The sequence below is a fragment of the Kocuria subflava genome (assembly GCF_012163155.1).
GTDB classification, from domain to species: Bacteria; Actinomycetota; Actinomycetes; order Actinomycetales; family Micrococcaceae; genus Kocuria; species Kocuria subflava.
In genome coordinates this window covers 112,633-130,706 of the sequence record NZ_JAAVUN010000003.1, presented here as the reverse complement: position 1 = coordinate 130,706, position 18,074 = coordinate 112,633, and the positions used below count along the sequence as shown (strand labels likewise).

14 protein-coding genes and 3 tRNA genes are annotated in these 18,074 nt (G+C 65.2%); 10 read left to right on the top strand and 7 right to left on the bottom strand.

The annotated features are described in order from the left end of the window. The first annotated feature begins 97 nt into the window (after positions 1-97). The 4 genes from GTW58_RS03105 to GTW58_RS03090 all read left to right on the top strand — a co-directional run bounded on the left by GTW58_RS03105 (position 98) and on the right by GTW58_RS03090 (position 1,091). A tRNA-Gly gene (locus GTW58_RS03105) sits at positions 98-170 on the top strand. A gap of 63 nt (positions 171-233) precedes the next feature. Next, positions 234-304 (top strand) — tRNA-Cys (locus tag GTW58_RS03100). Between the two features lie 42 nt (positions 305-346). Further along, a tRNA-Val gene (locus GTW58_RS03095) sits at positions 347-421 on the top strand. A 505-nt stretch (positions 422-926) separates the two neighbouring features. Beyond that, complete coding sequence (locus GTW58_RS03090) at positions 927-1,091, top strand: antitoxin (RefSeq protein ID WP_081994239.1); 165 nt, start codon at positions 927-929, stop codon at positions 1,089-1,091. Between the two features lie 108 nt (positions 1,092-1,199). Here GTW58_RS03090 and zapE read toward each other — a convergent pair whose 3' ends face one another. Then, complete coding sequence (gene zapE / locus GTW58_RS03085; RefSeq protein WP_232817932.1) at positions 1,200-2,255, bottom strand: cell division protein ZapE; 1,056 nt, start codon at positions 2,253-2,255, stop codon at positions 1,200-1,202. Positions 2,256-2,471: 216 nt separating this feature from the next. On the opposite strand from zapE, the gene GTW58_RS03080 reads away from it, so the two are divergent. From GTW58_RS03080 to ybaK, 3 genes are read left to right on the top strand one after another with little or no spacing between them, the layout of a single operon-like run. After that, a complete protein-coding gene (locus tag GTW58_RS03080; protein WP_119932232.1) occupies positions 2,472-3,383 on the top strand; it encodes a sulfurtransferase in 912 nt (303 codons plus the stop codon). After that, a complete protein-coding gene (locus tag GTW58_RS03075; RefSeq protein ID WP_047692027.1) occupies positions 3,380-3,856 on the top strand; it encodes a SufE family protein in 477 nt (158 codons plus the stop codon). Before GTW58_RS03080 ends, GTW58_RS03075 begins: the two co-directional genes overlap by 4 nt. Positions 3,857-3,886: 30 nt before the next feature. After that, on the top strand, positions 3,887-4,420 hold the full coding sequence (gene ybaK / locus GTW58_RS03070) for a Cys-tRNA(Pro) deacylase (protein ID WP_047692028.1): 534 nt from the start codon (positions 3,887-3,889) through the stop codon (positions 4,418-4,420). On the opposite strand, the gene GTW58_RS03065 is transcribed toward ybaK, so the two are convergent. Further along, entirely contained in the window at positions 4,382-5,728 is a 1,347-nt protein-coding gene (locus GTW58_RS03065; RefSeq protein WP_119932233.1) for an alpha/beta hydrolase family protein, read from the bottom strand. The two genes, ybaK and GTW58_RS03065, sit on opposite strands and share 39 nt — an antisense overlap. Before the next feature lie 123 nt (positions 5,729-5,851). Between GTW58_RS03065 and msrB the strand changes: the two genes are divergently transcribed. The 3 genes from msrB (at position 5,852) to GTW58_RS03050 (ending at position 8,539) form a co-directional block, all read left to right on the top strand. Continuing rightward, positions 5,852-6,337, top strand: a complete 486-nt coding sequence (msrB, locus tag GTW58_RS03060) for a peptide-methionine (R)-S-oxide reductase MsrB (RefSeq protein WP_047692029.1) — start codon at positions 5,852-5,854, stop codon at positions 6,335-6,337. A gap of 144 nt (positions 6,338-6,481) precedes the next feature. Continuing rightward, entirely contained in the window at positions 6,482-7,099 is a 618-nt protein-coding gene (locus GTW58_RS03055; protein WP_119932292.1) for a DUF3000 family protein, read from the top strand. Between the two features lie 207 nt (positions 7,100-7,306). Beyond that, positions 7,307-8,539 (top strand): HRDC domain-containing protein, encoded by a 1,233-nt coding sequence (locus GTW58_RS03050; protein WP_052209759.1) that lies wholly within the window; start codon positions 7,307-7,309, stop codon positions 8,537-8,539. Between the two features lie 159 nt (positions 8,540-8,698). Here GTW58_RS03050 and GTW58_RS03045 read toward each other — a convergent pair whose 3' ends face one another. From GTW58_RS03045 to GTW58_RS03025, 5 genes are all read right to left on the bottom strand, one after another. Beyond that, entirely contained in the window at positions 8,699-9,103 is a 405-nt protein-coding gene (locus tag GTW58_RS03045) for a hypothetical protein (RefSeq protein WP_052209752.1), read from the bottom strand. Between the two features lie 139 nt (positions 9,104-9,242). Further along, positions 9,243-11,237 carry a 1-deoxy-D-xylulose-5-phosphate synthase gene (gene dxs / locus GTW58_RS03040; RefSeq protein ID WP_119932234.1) on the bottom strand — a complete coding sequence of 665 codons (1,995 nt, stop codon included), beginning with the start codon at positions 11,235-11,237 and terminating at the stop codon, positions 9,243-9,245. A 321-nt stretch (positions 11,238-11,558) separates the two neighbouring features. Beyond that, on the bottom strand, positions 11,559-14,240 hold the full coding sequence (acnA, locus tag GTW58_RS03035) for an aconitate hydratase AcnA (RefSeq protein ID WP_119932235.1): 2,682 nt from the start codon (positions 14,238-14,240) through the stop codon (positions 11,559-11,561). 228 nt (positions 14,241-14,468) lie between these two features. Continuing rightward, complete coding sequence (locus GTW58_RS03030; protein WP_232817934.1) at positions 14,469-15,971, bottom strand: class I SAM-dependent RNA methyltransferase; 1,503 nt, start codon at positions 15,969-15,971, stop codon at positions 14,469-14,471. Next, positions 15,968-17,956 (bottom strand): APC family permease, encoded by a 1,989-nt coding sequence (locus GTW58_RS03025; RefSeq protein WP_047692032.1) that lies wholly within the window; start codon positions 17,954-17,956, stop codon positions 15,968-15,970. Before GTW58_RS03025 ends, GTW58_RS03030 begins: the two co-directional genes overlap by 4 nt. Between the last annotated feature and the right edge of the window lie 118 nt (positions 17,957-18,074).

Here is an 18,074-nt window from a genome sequence, read left to right as displayed (position 1 = left end):
CCAAAGGCGAAGTCACCGGGCAACCGGGACCAGCAAGAAGCTGTGCTAGAGTTTCCGATCGAACGTTGGCCAAGGAAACGGAAACCAACGATCAAATGCGGTTGTAGCTCAGCTGGTAGAGCATCACCTTGCCATGGTGAGGGTCGCGGGTTCGACTCCCGTCAACCGCTCTGAGAAGCCGACACTTCCGGGTGTTGGCTTCAAGGCCAAGTCCTTCACGGACTACAGGTCCCGGTGGGGTGGCCGAGTGGTTAGGCAGCGGCCTGCAAAGCCGTCTACGCGGGTTCGAATCCCGTCTCCACCTCGGTAAATCCCACCAAGCTCGTAGGTTTCCGACTTTCAGCGAGCGCGATTGGCGCAGCGGTAGCGCGCTTCCCTGACACGGAAGAGGTCACTGGTTCGATCCCAGTATCGCGCACCACCTCCCACCAGGGAGAACAGCCCCCGGCAACCACAAGTTGCCGGGGGCTGTTCGTCTTTCATGGTTCAGGCTCGTGTTCACGGCCCGGGCTGGTCCGCACTGCGTTGGCTGGTCGGCACCGCGTTTGAGGGTCGACACTGCGTTAGCGGGTCGGGAGCGCGGCATACGTGGGTGTCCGCCCCGGACATGTCCGGTTACGCCACCTGTGAGTTCGGTTCCGCCTCAAAGCCGCTCAATTCCTGGTCGCAACCGAACATGGAACTGGCATAACCGTCCCCGGTTCCATGCCAGGCCCCATCGGGCGAGCGGCAGGACCAGGTGTCTTGGCCCCGCGTGTCAGAGGGCGGCGTCCCACGACTGTGGCATGCAGCAACACCCGTTTAGCCGTGAGCGTAGATCGGCTCCCTGGGCCCTTGTGTCCTGGACACCGTGTTCCTGTTCAAGCACAGTGGTGGCAGTCAGATTGATGACGAACTGACTGATCCCAACCGAAAGGAGACAACCCATGGTGGACCTCGGAGGATTTGCAGACAAGGCCAAGCAGGCCGCTTCGGACAACCCGGAGGCTGTCGACAAGGGCGCAGACTTTGCCAACGACAAGACCGACAACAAGTACGAAGATCAGGTCAATCAGGCGAAGGATTCCCTGAACGGCGATTCGGACAACTGATCGCGTGAGGCTCGTGGTTGACCGATCCGGTCACGTACGGGCACAGGATGAACAGAGCGCCCCTCCCACACGGGAGGGGCGCTCTGTCATACGTCAGGTCCCAAGCCGTCAGCTCTCGGCCAGGCCTTCGCGTGCCAGCGCTGTGAGACGGGAGACCGCACGGTAGTACTTCTTCTGGTAGCCGCCTGCCATCATCTCCGGGGTGAAGATCTGATCAAAGGAAGCTCCGGAGGCCACGATCGGCAGGTCACGGTCATACAGTCGGTCGGCCAGCACCACCAGACGCAAGGCCAGGGCCTGCTGGTCCACGGTGTGGACATTGCGCCACACGATCCCGTCCAGGTCCTTGATCAGGTGCCGATAGCGGGAGGGGTGAACGGCACTGAGGTGCTCCACCACGTCGCTGAAGTCGTCCACGGCCACGATTTGTCCGTCAAAACGCTGGTCCATGAACGATTCGATCTGCTCATCCGGCAGGGAGGCAGGGGCTTCCGGGAGTCCACGGTGACGGAAGTCCTCGCCGTCGATCCGCAAGACCTCGAACTGGTCGGAGAGCACCTGAATCTCGCGCTGGAAACCAGCTGCGGCAAAGCGTCCCTCCCCCAGTGAGCCCGGGAGAGTGTTGGAGGTGGCGGCAAGCTTCACCCCGGCATCGGAGAGTTCACGCATGAGCCGGGACATCAGCACGGTGTCCCCGGGATCGTCCAGTTCGAACTCGTCAATGCACACCAGGCTGTACTGGCTCAGCGCCTGAACGGTTTTGGGGAAGGTGAGTGCACCCACCAGGTTGGTGTACTCCACGAATGTGCCGAAGGCTTTGGGACCCGGGGCCTCATGCCAAAGGGAAGCCAGCAGGTGAGTCTTGCCCACCCCGAATCCACCGTCCAGGTAGATCCCCTGTTTGGTGGCCGCGCCGCCACCACCACCGAACATGCGGGAGAAGAACCCTCCGCCCTTGCCGGATGCCTTGCCGGAACCAGTCACACTGGCGGCAAAGCGCTGCAGTTCCTCCACGGCCTGGGCCTGTGACGGTTGCGCGGGATCCGGACGGTAGGTCTGGAAGGACACCTCACCGAACCGCTCGGACGGACGGAACCCGTCCAACAGTTCTTCTGCCGAGACGGCCGGCCTGCGGTCAACCAGTCGCTGGATCTGCGGGCTCACAAGGACCTCTTTCAACCGTGGTGATGGGCGCCAAGCACCTGGTGCGGTGCCAATCGTGTGCTGTGGCGCAGACCGAGGCTGCAGGTGCGGTCCACACCACATGCGAGCTTACCGGTTCGCCGCTCGCGCACATTCGTTGACCGCCGCGCTACAGCGGTCACGACGGCGATAGTGTGGTGAACGATTTCTCTGATCCCTCTGTGTGAAGGAGTCCCCATGCCCATCGGTGCGGACACCACTGACCCCAAGTTTGCCGAATACGCGCACCCGCAGCGCCTGGTTTCCACGGCGTGGGTGGCCGAACACGGTCAGGACGCGGGCGTCGTCGTGATCGAGTCCGATGAGGACGTCCTGCTGTATGAAACCGGGCACATCCCCGGTGCCTTGAAGGTCGACTGGCACACGGATCTGAACCTGCCGGACGTGCGTGACTACCTGGACGGCGCTCAGTTTGCGGAGCTGATGAGCAGCAAGGGCATCACCCGGGAGGACACCATTGTGGTCTACGGGGACAAGTCCAACTGGTGGGCCGCCTACGCCCTGTGGGTCTTCACCCTGTTCGGGCACCAGGACGTCCGCCTGATGGACGGCGGCCGGGACAAGTGGGTGACTGAGGGCCGCGAGCTGACCACGGAGACCACCACGCGGGAGCGCACCGACTACCCGCAGGTGCAGCGCGACGACGCCCCCATCCGCGCCTACCAGCCCCAGGTTCTGGAGGCGTTGGGGCAGGTTCCGTTGATTGACGTCCGTTCGGAGCCCGAGTACACCGGGCAGCGAACGCACATGGCTGAGTACCCGCAGGAAGGGGTGCTGCGTGGCGGTCACATCCCCACGGCGGCCTCGGTCCCGTGGGCCCGTGCCGCTGCGGAGGACTCCACGTTCAAGCCGCGCGCCGCGTTGGAGGCGATCTATCAGGAAGAAGTCGGTTTGGATCCCACGCAGGAGGTCATTGCCTACTGCCGTATCGGTGAGCGCTCGGCCCACACCTGGTTTGTTCTCCAGCACCTGTTGGGCTTCCCGCAGGTTCGCAATTACGACGGCTCCTGGACCGAATGGGGCAATTCCGTGCGGGTCCCGATTGTGTCCGGCCCCGAACGCGGCGAGGCGCCGGGGGCTGCTCGATGAGCGCCCAGGACACCACCGACCTTCCGGCCTCCGTGGCGGAGCTGGTGGAGGATTTCCATGCCGTTCCGCAACAGGACCGCCTGCAACTCTTGCTGGAGTTCTCCCGTCAGTTGCCGGCTCTGCCCGAACGCTACGGTGAACACCCGGAGGCCCTGGAGCAAGTGGTGGAATGCCAGTCACCGCTGTTCCTGACGGTCGAGTGGGAGGACCAGGCGGCAACCGGGGAGGATTCCACCCCGGTCCGCCTGTTCTTCTCCGCCCCCATGGAGGCGCCCACCACCCGCGGATTCGCCTCCATCCTGCATGAGGGACTGGATGGTCTGACGGCGTCACAGATTGCGGAGCTGCCTGCCGATCTCACGGAGCGGTTCGCCCTGACCCAGTTGGTCTCTCCCCTGCGGATGCGTGGCATGTCCGCCATGCTGGAGCGCATTCGCAGGCAAGTGGCTCAGCTGCCGCGCACCACGGACTGAACGTGGCTGCCCGAACGGGGTTGATTGAACATGGCCAAGAAAACCAAGAAATCCGCTCAGTCCTCCCACGGTGACAGCACCCCCGCAGTGGTCTTTCTCCACAACGCCGGGGTGGCCTTCCGGGAGGCCTCCTACGTTCATGACGACGACGTCACCAACTTCGGTGCCGAGGCCGCCCAGGCGCTGGGGGTAGAGCCTGACCGCGTGTTCAAGACGTTGCTGGTCTGCCCCGCCGACTCCACGGCGGGCTCCTCCTCCAAGACCTTTGGTGTGGTGGTGCTCCCCGTCAACCGTCAGGTCTCCATGAAGGTCGCCGCATCTGCCTTGGGGTGGAAGAAGGCAAAGATGGCTGACCCGGTGGCCGCGCAGCGTCACACCGGGTACGTGGTGGGTGGCATTTCCCCGTTCGGGCAGAAGCAACCATCCCCCACGGTCCTGGAGGCCGCGGCCCTGGAGCAGAGCTCCATCTACGTCTCAGGTGGCCGGCGTGGTCTGGACGTGGAGGTGGCACCGGAGGATCTGGTCTCAGCGCTGGGCGCGGTGGTTGCTCCCATCAGTGCCTGAGACCAACGGCTTCAACCATGCCCTGACAGCGTTCTCCCAGCGCTGGGGAGCCACATTCCACTCCTTGGTGTGGCGTGCCTTCCGGAAGGCCACGAACTCCACAAACGGCGAGAGCCGGGCGAGCTGCCGTCCTGCGGTGTCCGGGACGAATTCATCGTCCTTTGAATGCAGAATCAGCGTGGGCGTGCGCAGTTCCCGGTAGCGGGTGACCCAATCAAGGCTGGCCAGGTCCACCGGAGCGGCCAAGCCCGTCAGGTGGCGTCCGCGCCGTGAACTGATCAGCCCGGAGGCACGGCGACCGATGGCCGCCGGCAACTTCCGGTTGGCGGTGTGATGCGTGAACAGTGTGAACCAGTCCACCACCGGACCGGTCAGCACCATGGCCACAATGTCACCGCGGTAGAACGACTGATCGGCCGTGGCCATGCAGATGGCCCCACCCATGGACCAACCGAACAACACGATCTGTGTGGCACCACGGGACTTGGCGTAAGAGATGGCCACCTGAACGTCTTTCCATTCGGTGAAACCCAACCCGTAGCGCCGGTCCGCAGACGACGGTGCCTCCCGGTCATTGCGGTAGGAAATCAACATGGAGGTCAGCCCCAACTCTTGGGCCACCGCCACCGCCCGGAGGCCCTCCATCCTCTGGGCTCCACGGCCGTGGACCATGATCGCCCAGGGGCCTTCGATCAACCGGGGGCGCTGCCCCTCCTGCGTGACCTGCCCGTCCGCAGGAATGACCCAGGCCGGAGCCAGACCCACCTCAATGGGAATCTCCACGTCTTCAAAGGCGTAGCCGGCATGAGCGGGATCCGGATACACCGTCCCGGACCACCAGCCCTTGGTGGCCGTGCTGAGATCCCCCGAATAGACCTCCTCCACCGTCCGGACCACTTCCGAGGTGGCAGGGGACCACGACTTGATGGCACCGATCCGGGCGTGACCCGCTCCGGCGTTGAATCGCAGACTGTAAACACCGTCCACGGTGGTTTCCACGGTGGCAGCCAGGGTGACTTCACCGGCCCCAGGCGGCAGGACCGTCCCGTCTGCGGGAACCGGAGCCGGGGTGAAGGAGATGATGTTCAGATCCTCTGAGCGGTACCGCGGAGGCACCACCACCTGGCGGGCAAGATAGGCGGCCACGGCAGAGGTCAGCCCAAAGGTCAGGGATGCCGTGCCGGCCATGGCTGCAGCACCCACCACGGCACCGCGCTTCCACCCGGAAGGTGCCTGCGCAAGATCCGTACCACTGGATCCGGTGGCGGTGCTGCGGGATGCCGGACGGGGGATTCCACCTGGAGTCATGCCTGCCATCCTGTCACGGCATAAGACCGCTGGCTCAAGCGTTGTCACCAACAGGCCGAAGCCTCCGCTGAGACCTGCGGTGAGCCGGTCTGCCGAGTCCACACCACCATCTGAAAGGCAGAGATGTCTGAGCAACAGGATGCCGCCACCCACCAGAACGCCCCTGCGCCCACTCCGGCGTCGTCGTCGGAGCCCACAAACAGCGCCAACCCCATGTCTCGTACGGAAGACCAGTGGCGCGCGGTGCTGACTCCCCAGGAATTCCACGTGCTGCGGGAAGCGGGCACGGAGCGCCCGTTCACCGGCGAGTACTGGGACACGGAGACCGAGGGCGTCTACGCCTGCCGCGGTTGCGGTGCCGAGCTGTTCCGATCAGAGACCAAGTTTGGTTCCCACTGCGGATGGCCCTCGTTCTACCAGCCCTTGGCGCAGGACCGGGTCCGCTACATCCGTGACACCACCCTGGGCATGGAACGCGTGGAAGTACGCTGCGCGGCTTGTGACTCCCACCTGGGGCACGTGTTCTCCGGAGAGGGCTACCCCACCCCCACGGATCAGCGGTACTGCATCAACTCCGTGTCCATGCGGTTGCACCCGACAGGAGACTGAGCACCGGATGACTGTGGCCGGGCCACTCCGGGCCTGGCATCACGTCCAGAGGCCAGGTGTGGGGAGTTGGTCACAGTCGGCGGCAGGCGGCGTGCCACCGGACGGTGACCCGCGGCTGCCCCTACCCTGGAACCCGTGGGCGCGGTGACTGATTTGCATGAGGGGCTGGGTCGTTTTCGAGCGGCCGTGGCCTCCCTGCGCGCTGCGCAATGCCGCCCGGAGATCGAGTTGAATCAGATCTCCGTTCCCATGGGTCCCAGCGACTCCGTGGCGTTTTCCGCCACCGTCACCGATGCCACCGCCAGCGCCGCCGTGGTGGCCTCCTATCCCGGAATGAGCGCGATCGGGCGCACCGGCTCGGTCGAGCTGGCCGCCGGGCGTTTCATCCTGAGCCACGCCCCCTCCCGCAGCGCGGAATGGGGTGGCGAGTTCCGGATCGTCACCTTTGTCAAGGCTCAGGTGGAACGCGACCTCGGCCACGACCACATGTTGGCCTCCGTGGCCTGGAGTTGGCTGTTGGAATCCCTGGAACGCAACGGTGCCGCCTTCACCGGTGAAGGCGGCACCGCCTCACGGGTGGTGGCTGAAGGATTCGGTCAGTTGGCAGACACAGGTGAGGACATCGACGTCGAACTCCGTGCCTCCTGGACCCCCACGGACCAGAACTTTGGTGCGCACCTGGAGGCGTGGGCTGACATGGTCTGCACGTTTGCGGGTCTGCCCCCGGTGACCGACGGCGTCATCCCCCTGACCGGCCGTTAGCCCGCCACGGCGATCGGGGCGAAACCCCAGAAGTCGCCGGCCTCATCTGAGGCGCACCACCCTGTAGGGACGTGGCCTGCATCGGCCACAGGAGAACTGAGGAACTGACCGCAAACCGTGAGCACCACTGGCACACCACAGCACGCCACTGACGGTGGCACCCGGGCGCGCAACAGCTCCGGTGCCACGCAGAGCGCACTGGCGCTTGTGGTACCGGGATTCGAGGACTTCACCGTGCCGGAAACGGTCCACCTGGACCGTCCCCATGAGGGAATCCCCCGCGTGCTCAACTCCTTCTCCCAGGTGGAACGGGCAGCAGGCGAGCTGGCTGCAGGCCACGGCCCCGTGGCCGTGGACACCGAGCGGGCCAGTGGGTTCCGGTACGGGCAGCGCGCCTTTCTGGTGCAGTTGCGCCGTGAGGGCACCGGCACCATCTTGATCGACCCGGAGGCCGTGGGGTCCCTGGCCGTGGTCAACGAGGCCCTGAAGGGTGTTGAATGGGTGCTCCACGCAGCAACCCAGGACCTCCCCTGCCTACGGGACCTGGACATGTGGCCGGATAAGCTCTTTGACACCGAACTGGGTGGGCGCCTGGCAGGCCTGGCCCGTGTGGGTCTGGCTGCAGAAACAGAAGAACTTCTGGGGTTCACCCTCTCCAAGGAACACTCGGCCGTGGACTGGTCCAAGCGACCCCTGCCGGAATCCTGGTTGACCTACGCCGCTCTGGACGTGGAAGTCCTGGTACAGCTGCGGTGGGCCGTGGAGGACCTTCTGCGTGAACAGGGCAAGTTGGACTGGGCGCTGGAGGAATTCGAGTCCATTCGCAGCGCCGATCAGCCCGTACCGCGCAAGGATCCATGGCGGCGAACCTCTGGGATCACCAAGGTTCGTAACCGCCGTCAACTCACCGCCCTGCGGAATCTGTGGTCTGCCCGGGAGGAGCTGGCCAAGAACCGGGATGTCTCCCCCGGCCGTCTGCTGCCTGACTCAGCGCTGGTGGCCGCTGCCATCACCATGCCCCGCACGGTGCCCCAACTGCTCAAGACCCCGGGCTTCCACGGTCGGGCAGCCTCCCGTGAAGCCCCCCGGTGGTTGACCGCCCTGCAGGAGGCCCGCCGGGAGGAGGAGCTGGTGCCCTTCAACATCGCCTCGGATGCCCTTCCGCCGGTCAAGGCCTGGGAGACCAAACGCCCCGCGGCGGCCACCCGCTTGAAGGTCTTCAAACCGGCCATCGCGGATCTGGCGGCAGAACACACCATGCCCACTGAAAACATGCTGGTGCCTGAACACCTGCGCCGTCTGGCATGGGATCCGCCCGCCGCTGCCACCCCAGCCGCAGTGGGCCAGACGCTCACGGAGCTGGGCGCACGTTCCTGGCAGGTCGACCTGGCAGCCCCCGTGCTCGCCGAACTACTGGGGCAACAACACCCCGGGTCCTGACCCGGCACGTCAAACCCGGGCCCGCAGGTCAAACCCGGGCCTGGCACATCAAACAAGCGCCAGACACACAACTGCCCCGCGCCAACAACACGGTGCGGGGCAGTTGTTCACGCTCGGATTCAGCTAATGGAATTCCGATTCAACTGATGGAATTCCGATTCAGCTGGTGGAACCCGGAGTCGGCTGGACGGGACCGGGACCCGGCTTGGGGGCACCGGCGTCCTTGGATGCGCCGTCCAGGTTGTCCGTGGCGTCCCCGGACTTGCTCTTGGAGGCCTGATCGGCCTTGTCCTTGGCGGCGTCGGCGGCATTGCCCGCAGACTCCTTGGCCTTGGCTGTGGCGGACTTGGCGGCATCAGCAGCCTTCTCCCCCACCACGGGTGCTTGTTCCTTGACGGTGGCCGCAGCCTTCTCCGCACCTTCCTGGACCTTGCGGCGGACCTCAGGGTCCTCCACCACGCCGGTCACCTTGGCCTGAACCTTCTCGTACGGCTCGCGACCCATGTAGGAACCGACCAGGAAGCCTGCTCCGAAGCCGACCACAAATGCAGCTTTCCTCAACATCTCTGGATTCCTTTCGTTGCCCAGCGGGAACACCCCGCTCTCCAAGATCTCAGCCTACTGAGAAGTGATGGGTGCTACAACGTGGCGCGCGTACGCAAGTCGGTGCACGTCGTCGTGAATTCTGATCCTCCCGCAAGGATCAGCGCTCCCCCACGTGAGTGTGGGTCTCTGCGCTGTCATCCACGGGCCGTGCGTACGGAACCTTGGTGCCCAAAACGGAAGCCAGGGTGTCCTGGGCAATGCGCTGCGCGGTCAACCCCACCCTCTGAAGGATCTGGTCCCGGGAGGCGTGGGTCAGGAACTCGGTGGGCAGACCGACCTCATTGAGAGCGGTGTCCACTCCGGCATCCCGCAGGCTTTGGCGCACCAGGGACCCGATGCCACCTGAACGCACGCCGTCCTCCACCACCACCACGATCCGGTGGTTACCGGCAAGCCGAGCCAACGACGACGGCACCGGCAAGACCCAGCGCGGATCCACCACTGTGGCGGTCACACCGTGTGCTTCCAGGCGCGCAGCGCCATCCAGGCACACCTCTGCCATGGAACCCACTGAGACCAACAGGACGTCACGGTCGTGATCCGGCACCTCTTCTCCGGTGCCGGTGCGCAGCAGCACGTCAACGCCGTCTTCCAACCGCTCCACGGCGGGGATCTGCGGCCCCACGTTGCCCTTGGGGTAGCGGATCACGGTGGGAGCATTGTTGATGGCAACGGCCTCACGCAGTTGTTCCACCAGGCTGGGTTCATCCCTGGGGGCTGCCAGGTGAAGGCCGGGCACGATCTGCAGCAGGGCAAGGTCCCACATGCCGTGATGGCTGGGACCGTCCGGTCCGGTCACCCCGGAGCGGTCCAGCACCACGGTCACCCCGGCCTTGTGCAGGGCCACGTCCATCAGGAGTTGGTCGAACCCGCGGTTCAGGAAGGTGGCGTACAGGGCCACCACGGGGTGCAGGCCGCCGAAGGCCATGCCGGCGGCCATGGTTAGTGCGTGCTGTTCGGCAATGCCCACGTCCACCACGCGGTCCGGGTGTGCTGCCTGCATCTTCTGCAGTCCCACGGGGATCAACATGGCCCCGGTGACCCCCACGATGTCTTCGCGTTCATCGGCGATCGCTGCGATTTCATCTCCGAACACCGCGGTCCAGGAGCGCCCTGAGCTGGGCTTCATGGGCTGCCCGGTCTCCGGGTTGATGGTGCCCACGGCGTGGAACATGTCCGCCTCATCCGCCAACGCCGGCGGATAGCCGTGACCCTTCTCCGTGATGGCATGCACGATCACGGGCCCACCAAAGTTCTTGGCATTGCGCAGGGCCTGCTCCAAGGCTTCCTGATCGTGCCCGTCCACCGGTCCCACGTACTTCATGCCCAGATCCGCGAACAGCCCGTGGGGCACCACCACGTCCTTGAGCCCCACCTTCATCCCGTGCAGTCCACGGTAGGCGGCCTGGCCGATGGGCCCGGCGTTCTTCAACCCGTCCTTGACGGTGGTCAGCAGTTCCTCGTACCGGCGGTCCGTTCGCACGGCGTCCACACCCTGTTGGACGTCCGCTTTGAGATTGTGCAGTTGGCGGGCCAATCCACCCACGGTGGGGGCGTAGGAACGGCCGTTGTCATTGACCACAATCACCACGCGCCGGTCAGGATCCCCGGCAATGTTGTTGGCAGCCTCCCAGGTCATGCCGCCGGTCATGGCGCCGTCGCCAACCACGACGACGACCGTCCGGTCCCCCTGTCCCGTCATGCCGAAAGCACGTGAGATGCCGTCCGCCCAGGACAGAGACGATGATGCGTGGGAGGACTCCACGACGTCGTGCTCTGACTCCCGGCGATCCGGGTAGCCGGCCAAACCGCCCTCCTGGCGCAGCGTGGTGAAATCCTGGCGGCCCGTTAGCAGCTTGTGCACGTAGGACTGGTGCCCCGTGTCAAAAACGATGGGGTCACGCGGGGAGTCGAACACCCGGTGCAAGGCAAGCGTCAGCTCCACCACACCCAGGTTGGGGCCCAGGTGACCGCCCGTGGCCGCCACGTTGGTCACCAGGAAGTCGCGGATCTCCTGCGCCAGTTCAAGCAGTTCCTGCTGTGACAGTGCCTCCAGGTCCTCCGGACCGTTGATGCGCTCGAGCAGGGTCATGGTTGTCCTCCTGGCCCCCGGTAGTTCCTCATCCATCGATCGTACGCGTCCACGGCCTCCCGTGCTTTCATCTGGCCCCTCTGACGGCGCCGTGGACCGAGCCAGGGGCACCGCGTGGTGGCCACCGGTCAGCGCCCCGGAACCAGGGTCGGTTCCGCCACCACCGTGTTCGGTTGCGACCACGTGGGGCCCGGAAAAGTGGCGAAATCGAACATGACCGTGGCGCAACCGGACAGCCGGTGACGGTCTGGCCGCATGAGTTGGGCCCGCCCCGTGCATGACGGGGCGGGCCCAACCCGTCAACCAATCAGTGGAAACTGATCAGTTGGCCGCGATCTGGCGCAGCACGTACTGCAGGATGCCGCCGTTGCGGTAGTAGTCGGCCTCACCTGGGGTGTCGATGCGAACATCGGCGTCGAACTCCACGGTGGAGCCGTCTTCCTTGGCGGCGGTGACCTTGACGGTCTTGGGGGTCTGGCCCTCGTTGAGAGCGGTGACTCCTGCGATCGAGAAGGTCTCCGTGCCATCCAGGTTCAGGGACTCGGCGGACTCACCGGCGGGGAACTGCAGCGGCAGCACGCCCATGCCGATCAGGTTGGAGCGGTGGATACGCTCGTAGGACTCGGCGATCACGGCCTCGATGCCCAGCAGCGCAGTGCCCTTGGCCGCCCAGTCACGCGAGGAACCGGAGCCGTACTCCTTGCCTGCCAGGACGACCAGCGGGGTGCCGGCTTCCTGGTAGTTCTGGGAGGCGTCGTAGACGTAGGCCTGCGGGCCACCCTCCTGGGTGAAGTCGCGGGTGAAGCCACCCTCAACGCCGTCCAGCAGCTGGTTCTTGATGCGGATGTTGGCAAAGGTGCCGCGAATCATGACCTCGTGGTTACCACGGCGGGAGCCGTAGGAGTTGAAGTCCTTGCGCTCCACGCCGTTGGCCACCAGGTACTGACCGGCCGGGGTCTCCGACTTGAAGGAACCAGCCGGGGAGATGTGGTCGGTGGTGACCGAATCGCCCAGCTTGAGCAGCACGCGGGCTCCCTCGATGTCGGAGACCGGGGTGGTCTCCATGGTCATGCCCTCAAAGTACGGTGGCTTGCGCACGTAGGTGGAGTTCTCATCCCACTCGAAGACCTTGCCCGTGGGGGTGTCCAGGTTCTGCCAGCGCTCATCCCCGTCAAAGATGGTGCCGTACTCGTTGGTGAACATCTCCGTGTCGATCGAGGCGTCGATGATCTTCTGGACCTCGGCCGGATCCGGCCAGATGTCCTTCAGGAAGACGTCGTTGCCGTCGGCATCCTGGCCCAGGGCCTGGGACTCGAAGTCGAAGTCCATGTTGCCGGCCAGAGCGTAAGCGACCACCAGCGGCGGGGAGGCCAGGTAGTTCATCTTGATGTCCGGGTTGATACGGCCCTCAAAGTTACGGTTGCCGGAAAGCACCGAGGTCACGGCGAGGTCGTTGTCCTGGATCGCCTGGGAGATCTCATCCTCGAGCGGGCCGGAGTTGCCGATGCAGGTGGTGCAGCCGTAACCCACGATGTAGAAGCCGAGCTCCTGCAGTGCAGGGACCAGGCCGGACTTCTCGTAATAGTCGGTGACCACCTTGGAGCCCGGAGCAATGGAGGTCTTGACCCACGGCTTGGCCTTGAGCCCCTTCTCCACCGCATTGCGGGCCAGCACGGCGGCAGCCATCATCACGGACGGGTTGGAGGTGTTGGTGCAGGAGGTGATCGAAGCGATCGAGACCGCACCGGTCTCCAACTCGAACTCGCGGCCGTCTGCCATGGACACCGATGCCGACTCCGCGCCCTTGGAGGACGGGTAGTTGGTGATGTCCTTGGCGAACTGCTCCTTGGACTTGGACAGCTCGATGCGGTCCTGGGGGCGCTTGGGTCCGGAGATGGACGGCACCACGGTGGAGAGGTCCAGTTCCAGGTACTCGGAGAACTCGATCTCGCGGGAGGGATCGTGCCACATCCCCTGTTCCTTGGTGTAGGCCTCCACCAGAGCAACCTGCTCGGCGGAGCGCCCGGTCAGGCGCAGGTAGTCCATGGTGACGTCGTCGATCGGGAAGATCGCGGCGGTGGAACCGAACTCGGGGCTCATGTTGCCAATGGTGGCGCGGTTGGCCAGCGGCACCGCACCCACGCCTTCGCCGTAGAACTCCACGAACTTGCCGACCACACCGTGGGCGCGCAGCATCTCCGTGATGGTCAGCACGACGTCGGTGGCGGTGGCGCCGGAGGGGATCTCTCCGGTGAGCTTGAAGCCGACCACACGCGGGATCAGCATGGAGATGGGCTGGCCCAGCATGGCTGCCTCGGCCTCGATGCCACCCACGCCCCAGCCGAGAACGCCGATGCCGTTCTCCATGGTGGTGTGGGAGTCGGTGCCCACGCAGGTGTCCGGGTAGGCCCGGGTCACGCCGTCGACCTCGCGGGTCATGATCACGCGCGCCAGGTTCTCAATGTTGACCTGGTGGACAATGCCCATGCCCGGGGGGACAACCTTGAAGTCGTCGAATGCGGTCTGGCCCCAGCGCAGGAACTGGTAACGCTCCCCGTTGCGCTGGTACTCGATGTCCATGTTGCGCTCGATCGCCTGGCTGTTACCGAAGGAGTCGATCTGCACGGAGTGGTCGATGACCAGCTCGGCGGGTGCCAGCGGGTTCACACGGGCGGGGTCGCCGCCGAGTTCGGCAATGGCCTCACGCATGGTGGCAAGGTCCACGATGCAGGGCACGCCGGTGAAGTCCTGCATGATCACACGGGCAGGGGTGAACTGGATCTCCGTGTTGGGCTGGGCGGATGGATCCCAGTTGGCCAGGGCCTCGATGTGGGCCTGGGTGATGTTCGCTCCGTCCTCGGTACGCAGCAGGTTTTCCAACAAAACCTTGAGGCTGAACGGGAGCTTCTTTGCTCCTTCCAGCGCGTTCAGACGGTAAATCTCATACTCTTTGCCATTGACGTCAAGAACGCCTTTGGCTCCGAAACTGTCCACGGTGCTCATATTGCCCGGAACTCCTCTCGCCACGGTTGTGCTGTACCGCGGACGTCATGGGGTCGCTTCCGTGACCGGCACTCGTGGCCGGCCGGCGACGTCGACGTCCCGGCAGTCGCCGCCCAATATACCGCTTTCAGACACCTGCACAGGTTGCGACGCCGTCTTACGACTCCGTTTGACGACAATTTGTCACCCTGCTGCTGCACAGTCAGCCGCTGACCCCCTGTGCCAACCTCACCGGGTGAGGGTCACCAGGGTTTCCAGGTGGTGGGTGTTGGGGTACATGTCCAGTCCGGAGATGGATCGGATCTGCCAACCGTGGTGCCGGAACCGCGCCAGGTCCCGCGCCAACGTTGCCGGGTCGCAGGACAGGTAGACCACCCGCTGCGGTTGCAGCGCGTGAATGGCATCCACCACAGCTTTGCCAGCACCGGCCCGCGGGGGATCCAGAACCACGACGTCGGGGCTCGCCACAGCGGGACGCTTGCCGTTGCCACTGCTGCGGAGCTCAGAACCAGACCGCCTGCGGCGAGTTCCCCCACTGCCTTGAGTGCCCTGGCTGCGAGCGCCGTGACGCCCACGCGGGGCCCGAACACGCTCCGGCCAGATCCGGGCCAGGCTGCGTTCCACCTCCCCGCGCTCAACGTCCACGTGGGGAAGCTCGGCAAATGTGGCGGCGGCATCCGCGCTGGTGACCGGCGATCCCTCAACAGCCACCACCCGCCCGGACTCCCCCACGGTCTGTGCCAGGGCCGCTGTGAACAACCCGGCGCCTGAGTACAGGTCCAGCACGGTCTGTCCGGGTTCAAGCCCTGCCGCTTGGCTGATCCGGGGCAGCAATGTGGATGGTGCCTGCCGGTGGATTTGCCAGAATCCTCCGGCGGAAACCGTCCAGGTCAGATCGCCCACACGTTCTTGCGTGTGGCCCCGGCGCATGAGCACTGCCGGTTCGCCACGCACCCCCTCGGCCGGCCCCAGAACCAGGGATGCCTCCGGGGAGACCGATTGCAGGTGGGACACCAGCCCAGCTTGAAGTCGTTCCGGCAGGTCCGCATCCCCCGCTGATGGTGGCGTGACCAGGACCAGAGGACCCGCTTCCCCGCTGGGTGCAGCCACATCCACTCGCACCACACCCCGCAGATCGGCCTGGGCCAGGTTCAGGTTGCGCAAGGCGGGGACCATGAGCGGAAAGTCATCCACCGCAACCAGGTGGTCACTGCGGTGCGGGTGCATGGCGATGACGCCGTCGTCGTTGACCGCAAAGTGGGCGCGGGTGCGCCACTGCAGCCCCAAAGGGTCTTCGTACGGCAGGGAGGTCACGATGGGCTGAAGGTCCTCCAGTTCCTCAGGCCTCAGTCCACCGATCCCACCCAGCAGCTCATGAAGCACCTGGGTCTTGATCTGGCGCTGGCGGGACACGGAGAGGTGGCCCAGCTCAGCTCCTCCCACGGGCTGAGCGCCGTCGGAGGCGCACAGAACGGCGTCAGCGGCTGCCCACGGGTGGTGCTCGCGTCGGTGTTCGGAGCCCGTGAGCACCTCAACGGCGTCCCCGCGCCAGAACTTGGCCTCTGGCTGGTGCTCGGTCAGACGTACCCGGACCTGCTCCCCCACATCCGCATGCCGGACGAACACCACACGACCCTGATCCGTGCGTGCCACGGTGTGCCCGCCGTGGGCCCAGGCGTGCGGTGTCAGGATCAGTTCCGGGCCGTGGTGCTCGCGGTTCACAAGGTTCACGTGTTCTCCGTGGAGGTGGATGCCGGGCGGTCAGCGGCATGGGAATCAACGTGCCAGGGTACCGAAGCAATCATGACCCCGGGTTCAAGACGCAATCGATGCGCCAAGGCGGCCGTGGACTGGTTGTGCAGCACCCGCTCCCACCAGGAGCCCACCACGTACTCCGGGATGTAGACCACAACAAGGTCCCGTGGGGAGCGGCGTCGGACCCGGTGAAGGTGATCGATCACGGGCTGCACGGAATTGCGGTACGGGGCATCCAGGACCGTGACGGGCACAGGAACCTCCAGGCGCTGCCAGTCCTCCAGAATGCGGGAGGTCACCGCCGGCGACACATCCACCACCAAGGCTTCCAGTGTGGACGGACGTGAAGCGCGCGCGTAGGCCAGGGCACGCATGGTCGGCTTGCGCACCGAGGGCACGATGATCATGGCGTGCACCCGGGATGGCAGTGCCCTTGCGGAAGAGTTCTTGGCCAGCACCAGTTCCCGGTCCACGGCGTCGTAATGCTTGCGGATGGCTAGCATCAGCCCGCCCAGCACAGCCATGGCCAGCAGCGTGATCCACGCACCCTGCGCGAATTTGGTGACCAGCACGATCACCAGCACCGTGGCAGAGAAGACCAGAGCCACACAGGCCAGCACTGCCGGCCCCACCAGACGACGACGTTGCTGCGGCTGGTGCACGTTTCTGCGCTGCCGCTTCCAGTGCCGGACCATGCCGGCCTGGGTCACCGTGAAGGAGGTGAAGACACCCACCACGTAGAGCTGCACCAGGTCATTGACGTTGGCGCGGAAGACCACCACCAGAACGGCGGCTGCCACCAACAAGGCGATGATGCCGTTGGTGAAGGCGAACCGGTCCCCGCGGGCCTTGAGCTGACGTGGCAGGAACGAATCACGGGCCAGCCGGGATCCCAGGGCAGGGAATCCGGAGAATGCCGTGGAGGCAGCCACCATGAGCACCAACACCGTGGCCCCAATGACCACGTAGAACATGGGGGTTTCCAGGCCGAACACCGCACGTGCCAGCTGACCCAACAACGGGTTCTGGTAGAAGTGCTCCTCCGGCGCGTGACCGTTGATTCGCAACTGCGTGGCCGGGTCCAGAACCACCACGGCACCGGTGCGCTGCACCAGGTACATGACTCCCATCAGCAGCACGGCGGAGATCACGCCCATGATGGTCAGGATGGTCGCGGCATTGGCAGCCCGTGGCTTCTTGAGGTACTGCACGGAACCGGAGACTGATTCCACACCGGTCACGGCCACGGCCCCCGAGGAGAACGCCCGCAGAATCAACATGATCATGCCCAGCGTGGTCCACACCGTGTCCGAGCCGCCTGCCGGGAGCACCTCCCATGCAGCGGAAGGCGCCGGGTCCAGGGAACCGGTGCGGGATTCCACCAAGCCTGTGCCGATCAACACCAGCATGACGGTGATGAAGACATAGGTGGGAACAACCGTGGCCCGACCCATGAACCGCAGCCCACGCAGATTCAACAGCCCCGCCACCACAATGCCCACCAGGGCAACGGCCGTGCGGTGATCGATCAGGCTGGGGAAAGCTGCCGCCAGGTATTGCGCGGCCGCTGACATGGAGACCGCCACCACCAAGGTGAAGTCCACCATCAGGGCCGCACCCACCACCACGCCGGCTTTGCGTCCAACATTCTTGGAGGCGATCTCAAAGTCACCGCCACCGGAGGGATAGGCCCGCACGTTTTGACGGTAGGCGGCCACCACCACCGCCATGACCAGCACCACTGCCAGTCCCACCCAGGGCGAAATGGCCACCGCTGCCACACCGGCAAGGGCCAAGGTCAGCACGATCTCATCCGGTGCATAGGCCACTGAGGACAGAGCATCGGCGGAGAACACCGGCAGACCGGTTCGCTTGGACAGGGCGGTGTCAGCAAACCGTGCGTTGTGCAGGGGGCGCCCCACCAAGGTGGTCCGCACGGCATGGAAAAGGTTCACGGCCACAGGCTAGTCCTGTCTGCCCCTGTGCACCGGACCAGGCCCGTGTTGCCACCACCACACCAGCTCCCCATGTGAATCACCCGCGCCCACCTGCCCCGCCGGAACGGCCCGACTAATCTGA

Bases quoted from the DNA above. Each gene is read 5' to 3' on its own strand.
- GTW58_RS03090 (WP_081994239.1), top strand. From the start codon at position 927: ATGGTGGACCTCGGAGGATTTGCAGACAAGGCCAAGCAGGCCGCTTCG.
- GTW58_RS03080 (WP_119932232.1), top strand. From the start codon at position 2,472: ATGCCCATCGGTGCGGACACCACTGACCCCAAGTTTGCCGAATACGCG.
- GTW58_RS03075 (WP_047692027.1), top strand. From the start codon at position 3,380: ATGAGCGCCCAGGACACCACCGACCTTCCGGCCTCCGTGGCGGAGCTG.
- ybaK (WP_047692028.1), top strand. From the start codon at position 3,887: ATGGCCAAGAAAACCAAGAAATCCGCTCAGTCCTCCCACGGTGACAGC.
- GTW58_RS03065 (WP_119932233.1), bottom strand. From the start codon at position 5,728: ATGACTCCAGGTGGAATCCCCCGTCCGGCATCCCGCAGCACCGCCACC.
- msrB (WP_047692029.1), top strand. From the start codon at position 5,852: ATGTCTGAGCAACAGGATGCCGCCACCCACCAGAACGCCCCTGCGCCC.
- GTW58_RS03045 (WP_052209752.1), bottom strand. From the start codon at position 9,103: ATGTTGAGGAAAGCTGCATTTGTGGTCGGCTTCGGAGCAGGCTTCCTG.
- dxs (WP_119932234.1), bottom strand. From the start codon at position 11,237: ATGACCCTGCTCGAGCGCATCAACGGTCCGGAGGACCTGGAGGCACTG.
- acnA (WP_119932235.1), bottom strand. From the start codon at position 14,240: ATGAGCACCGTGGACAGTTTCGGAGCCAAAGGCGTTCTTGACGTCAAT.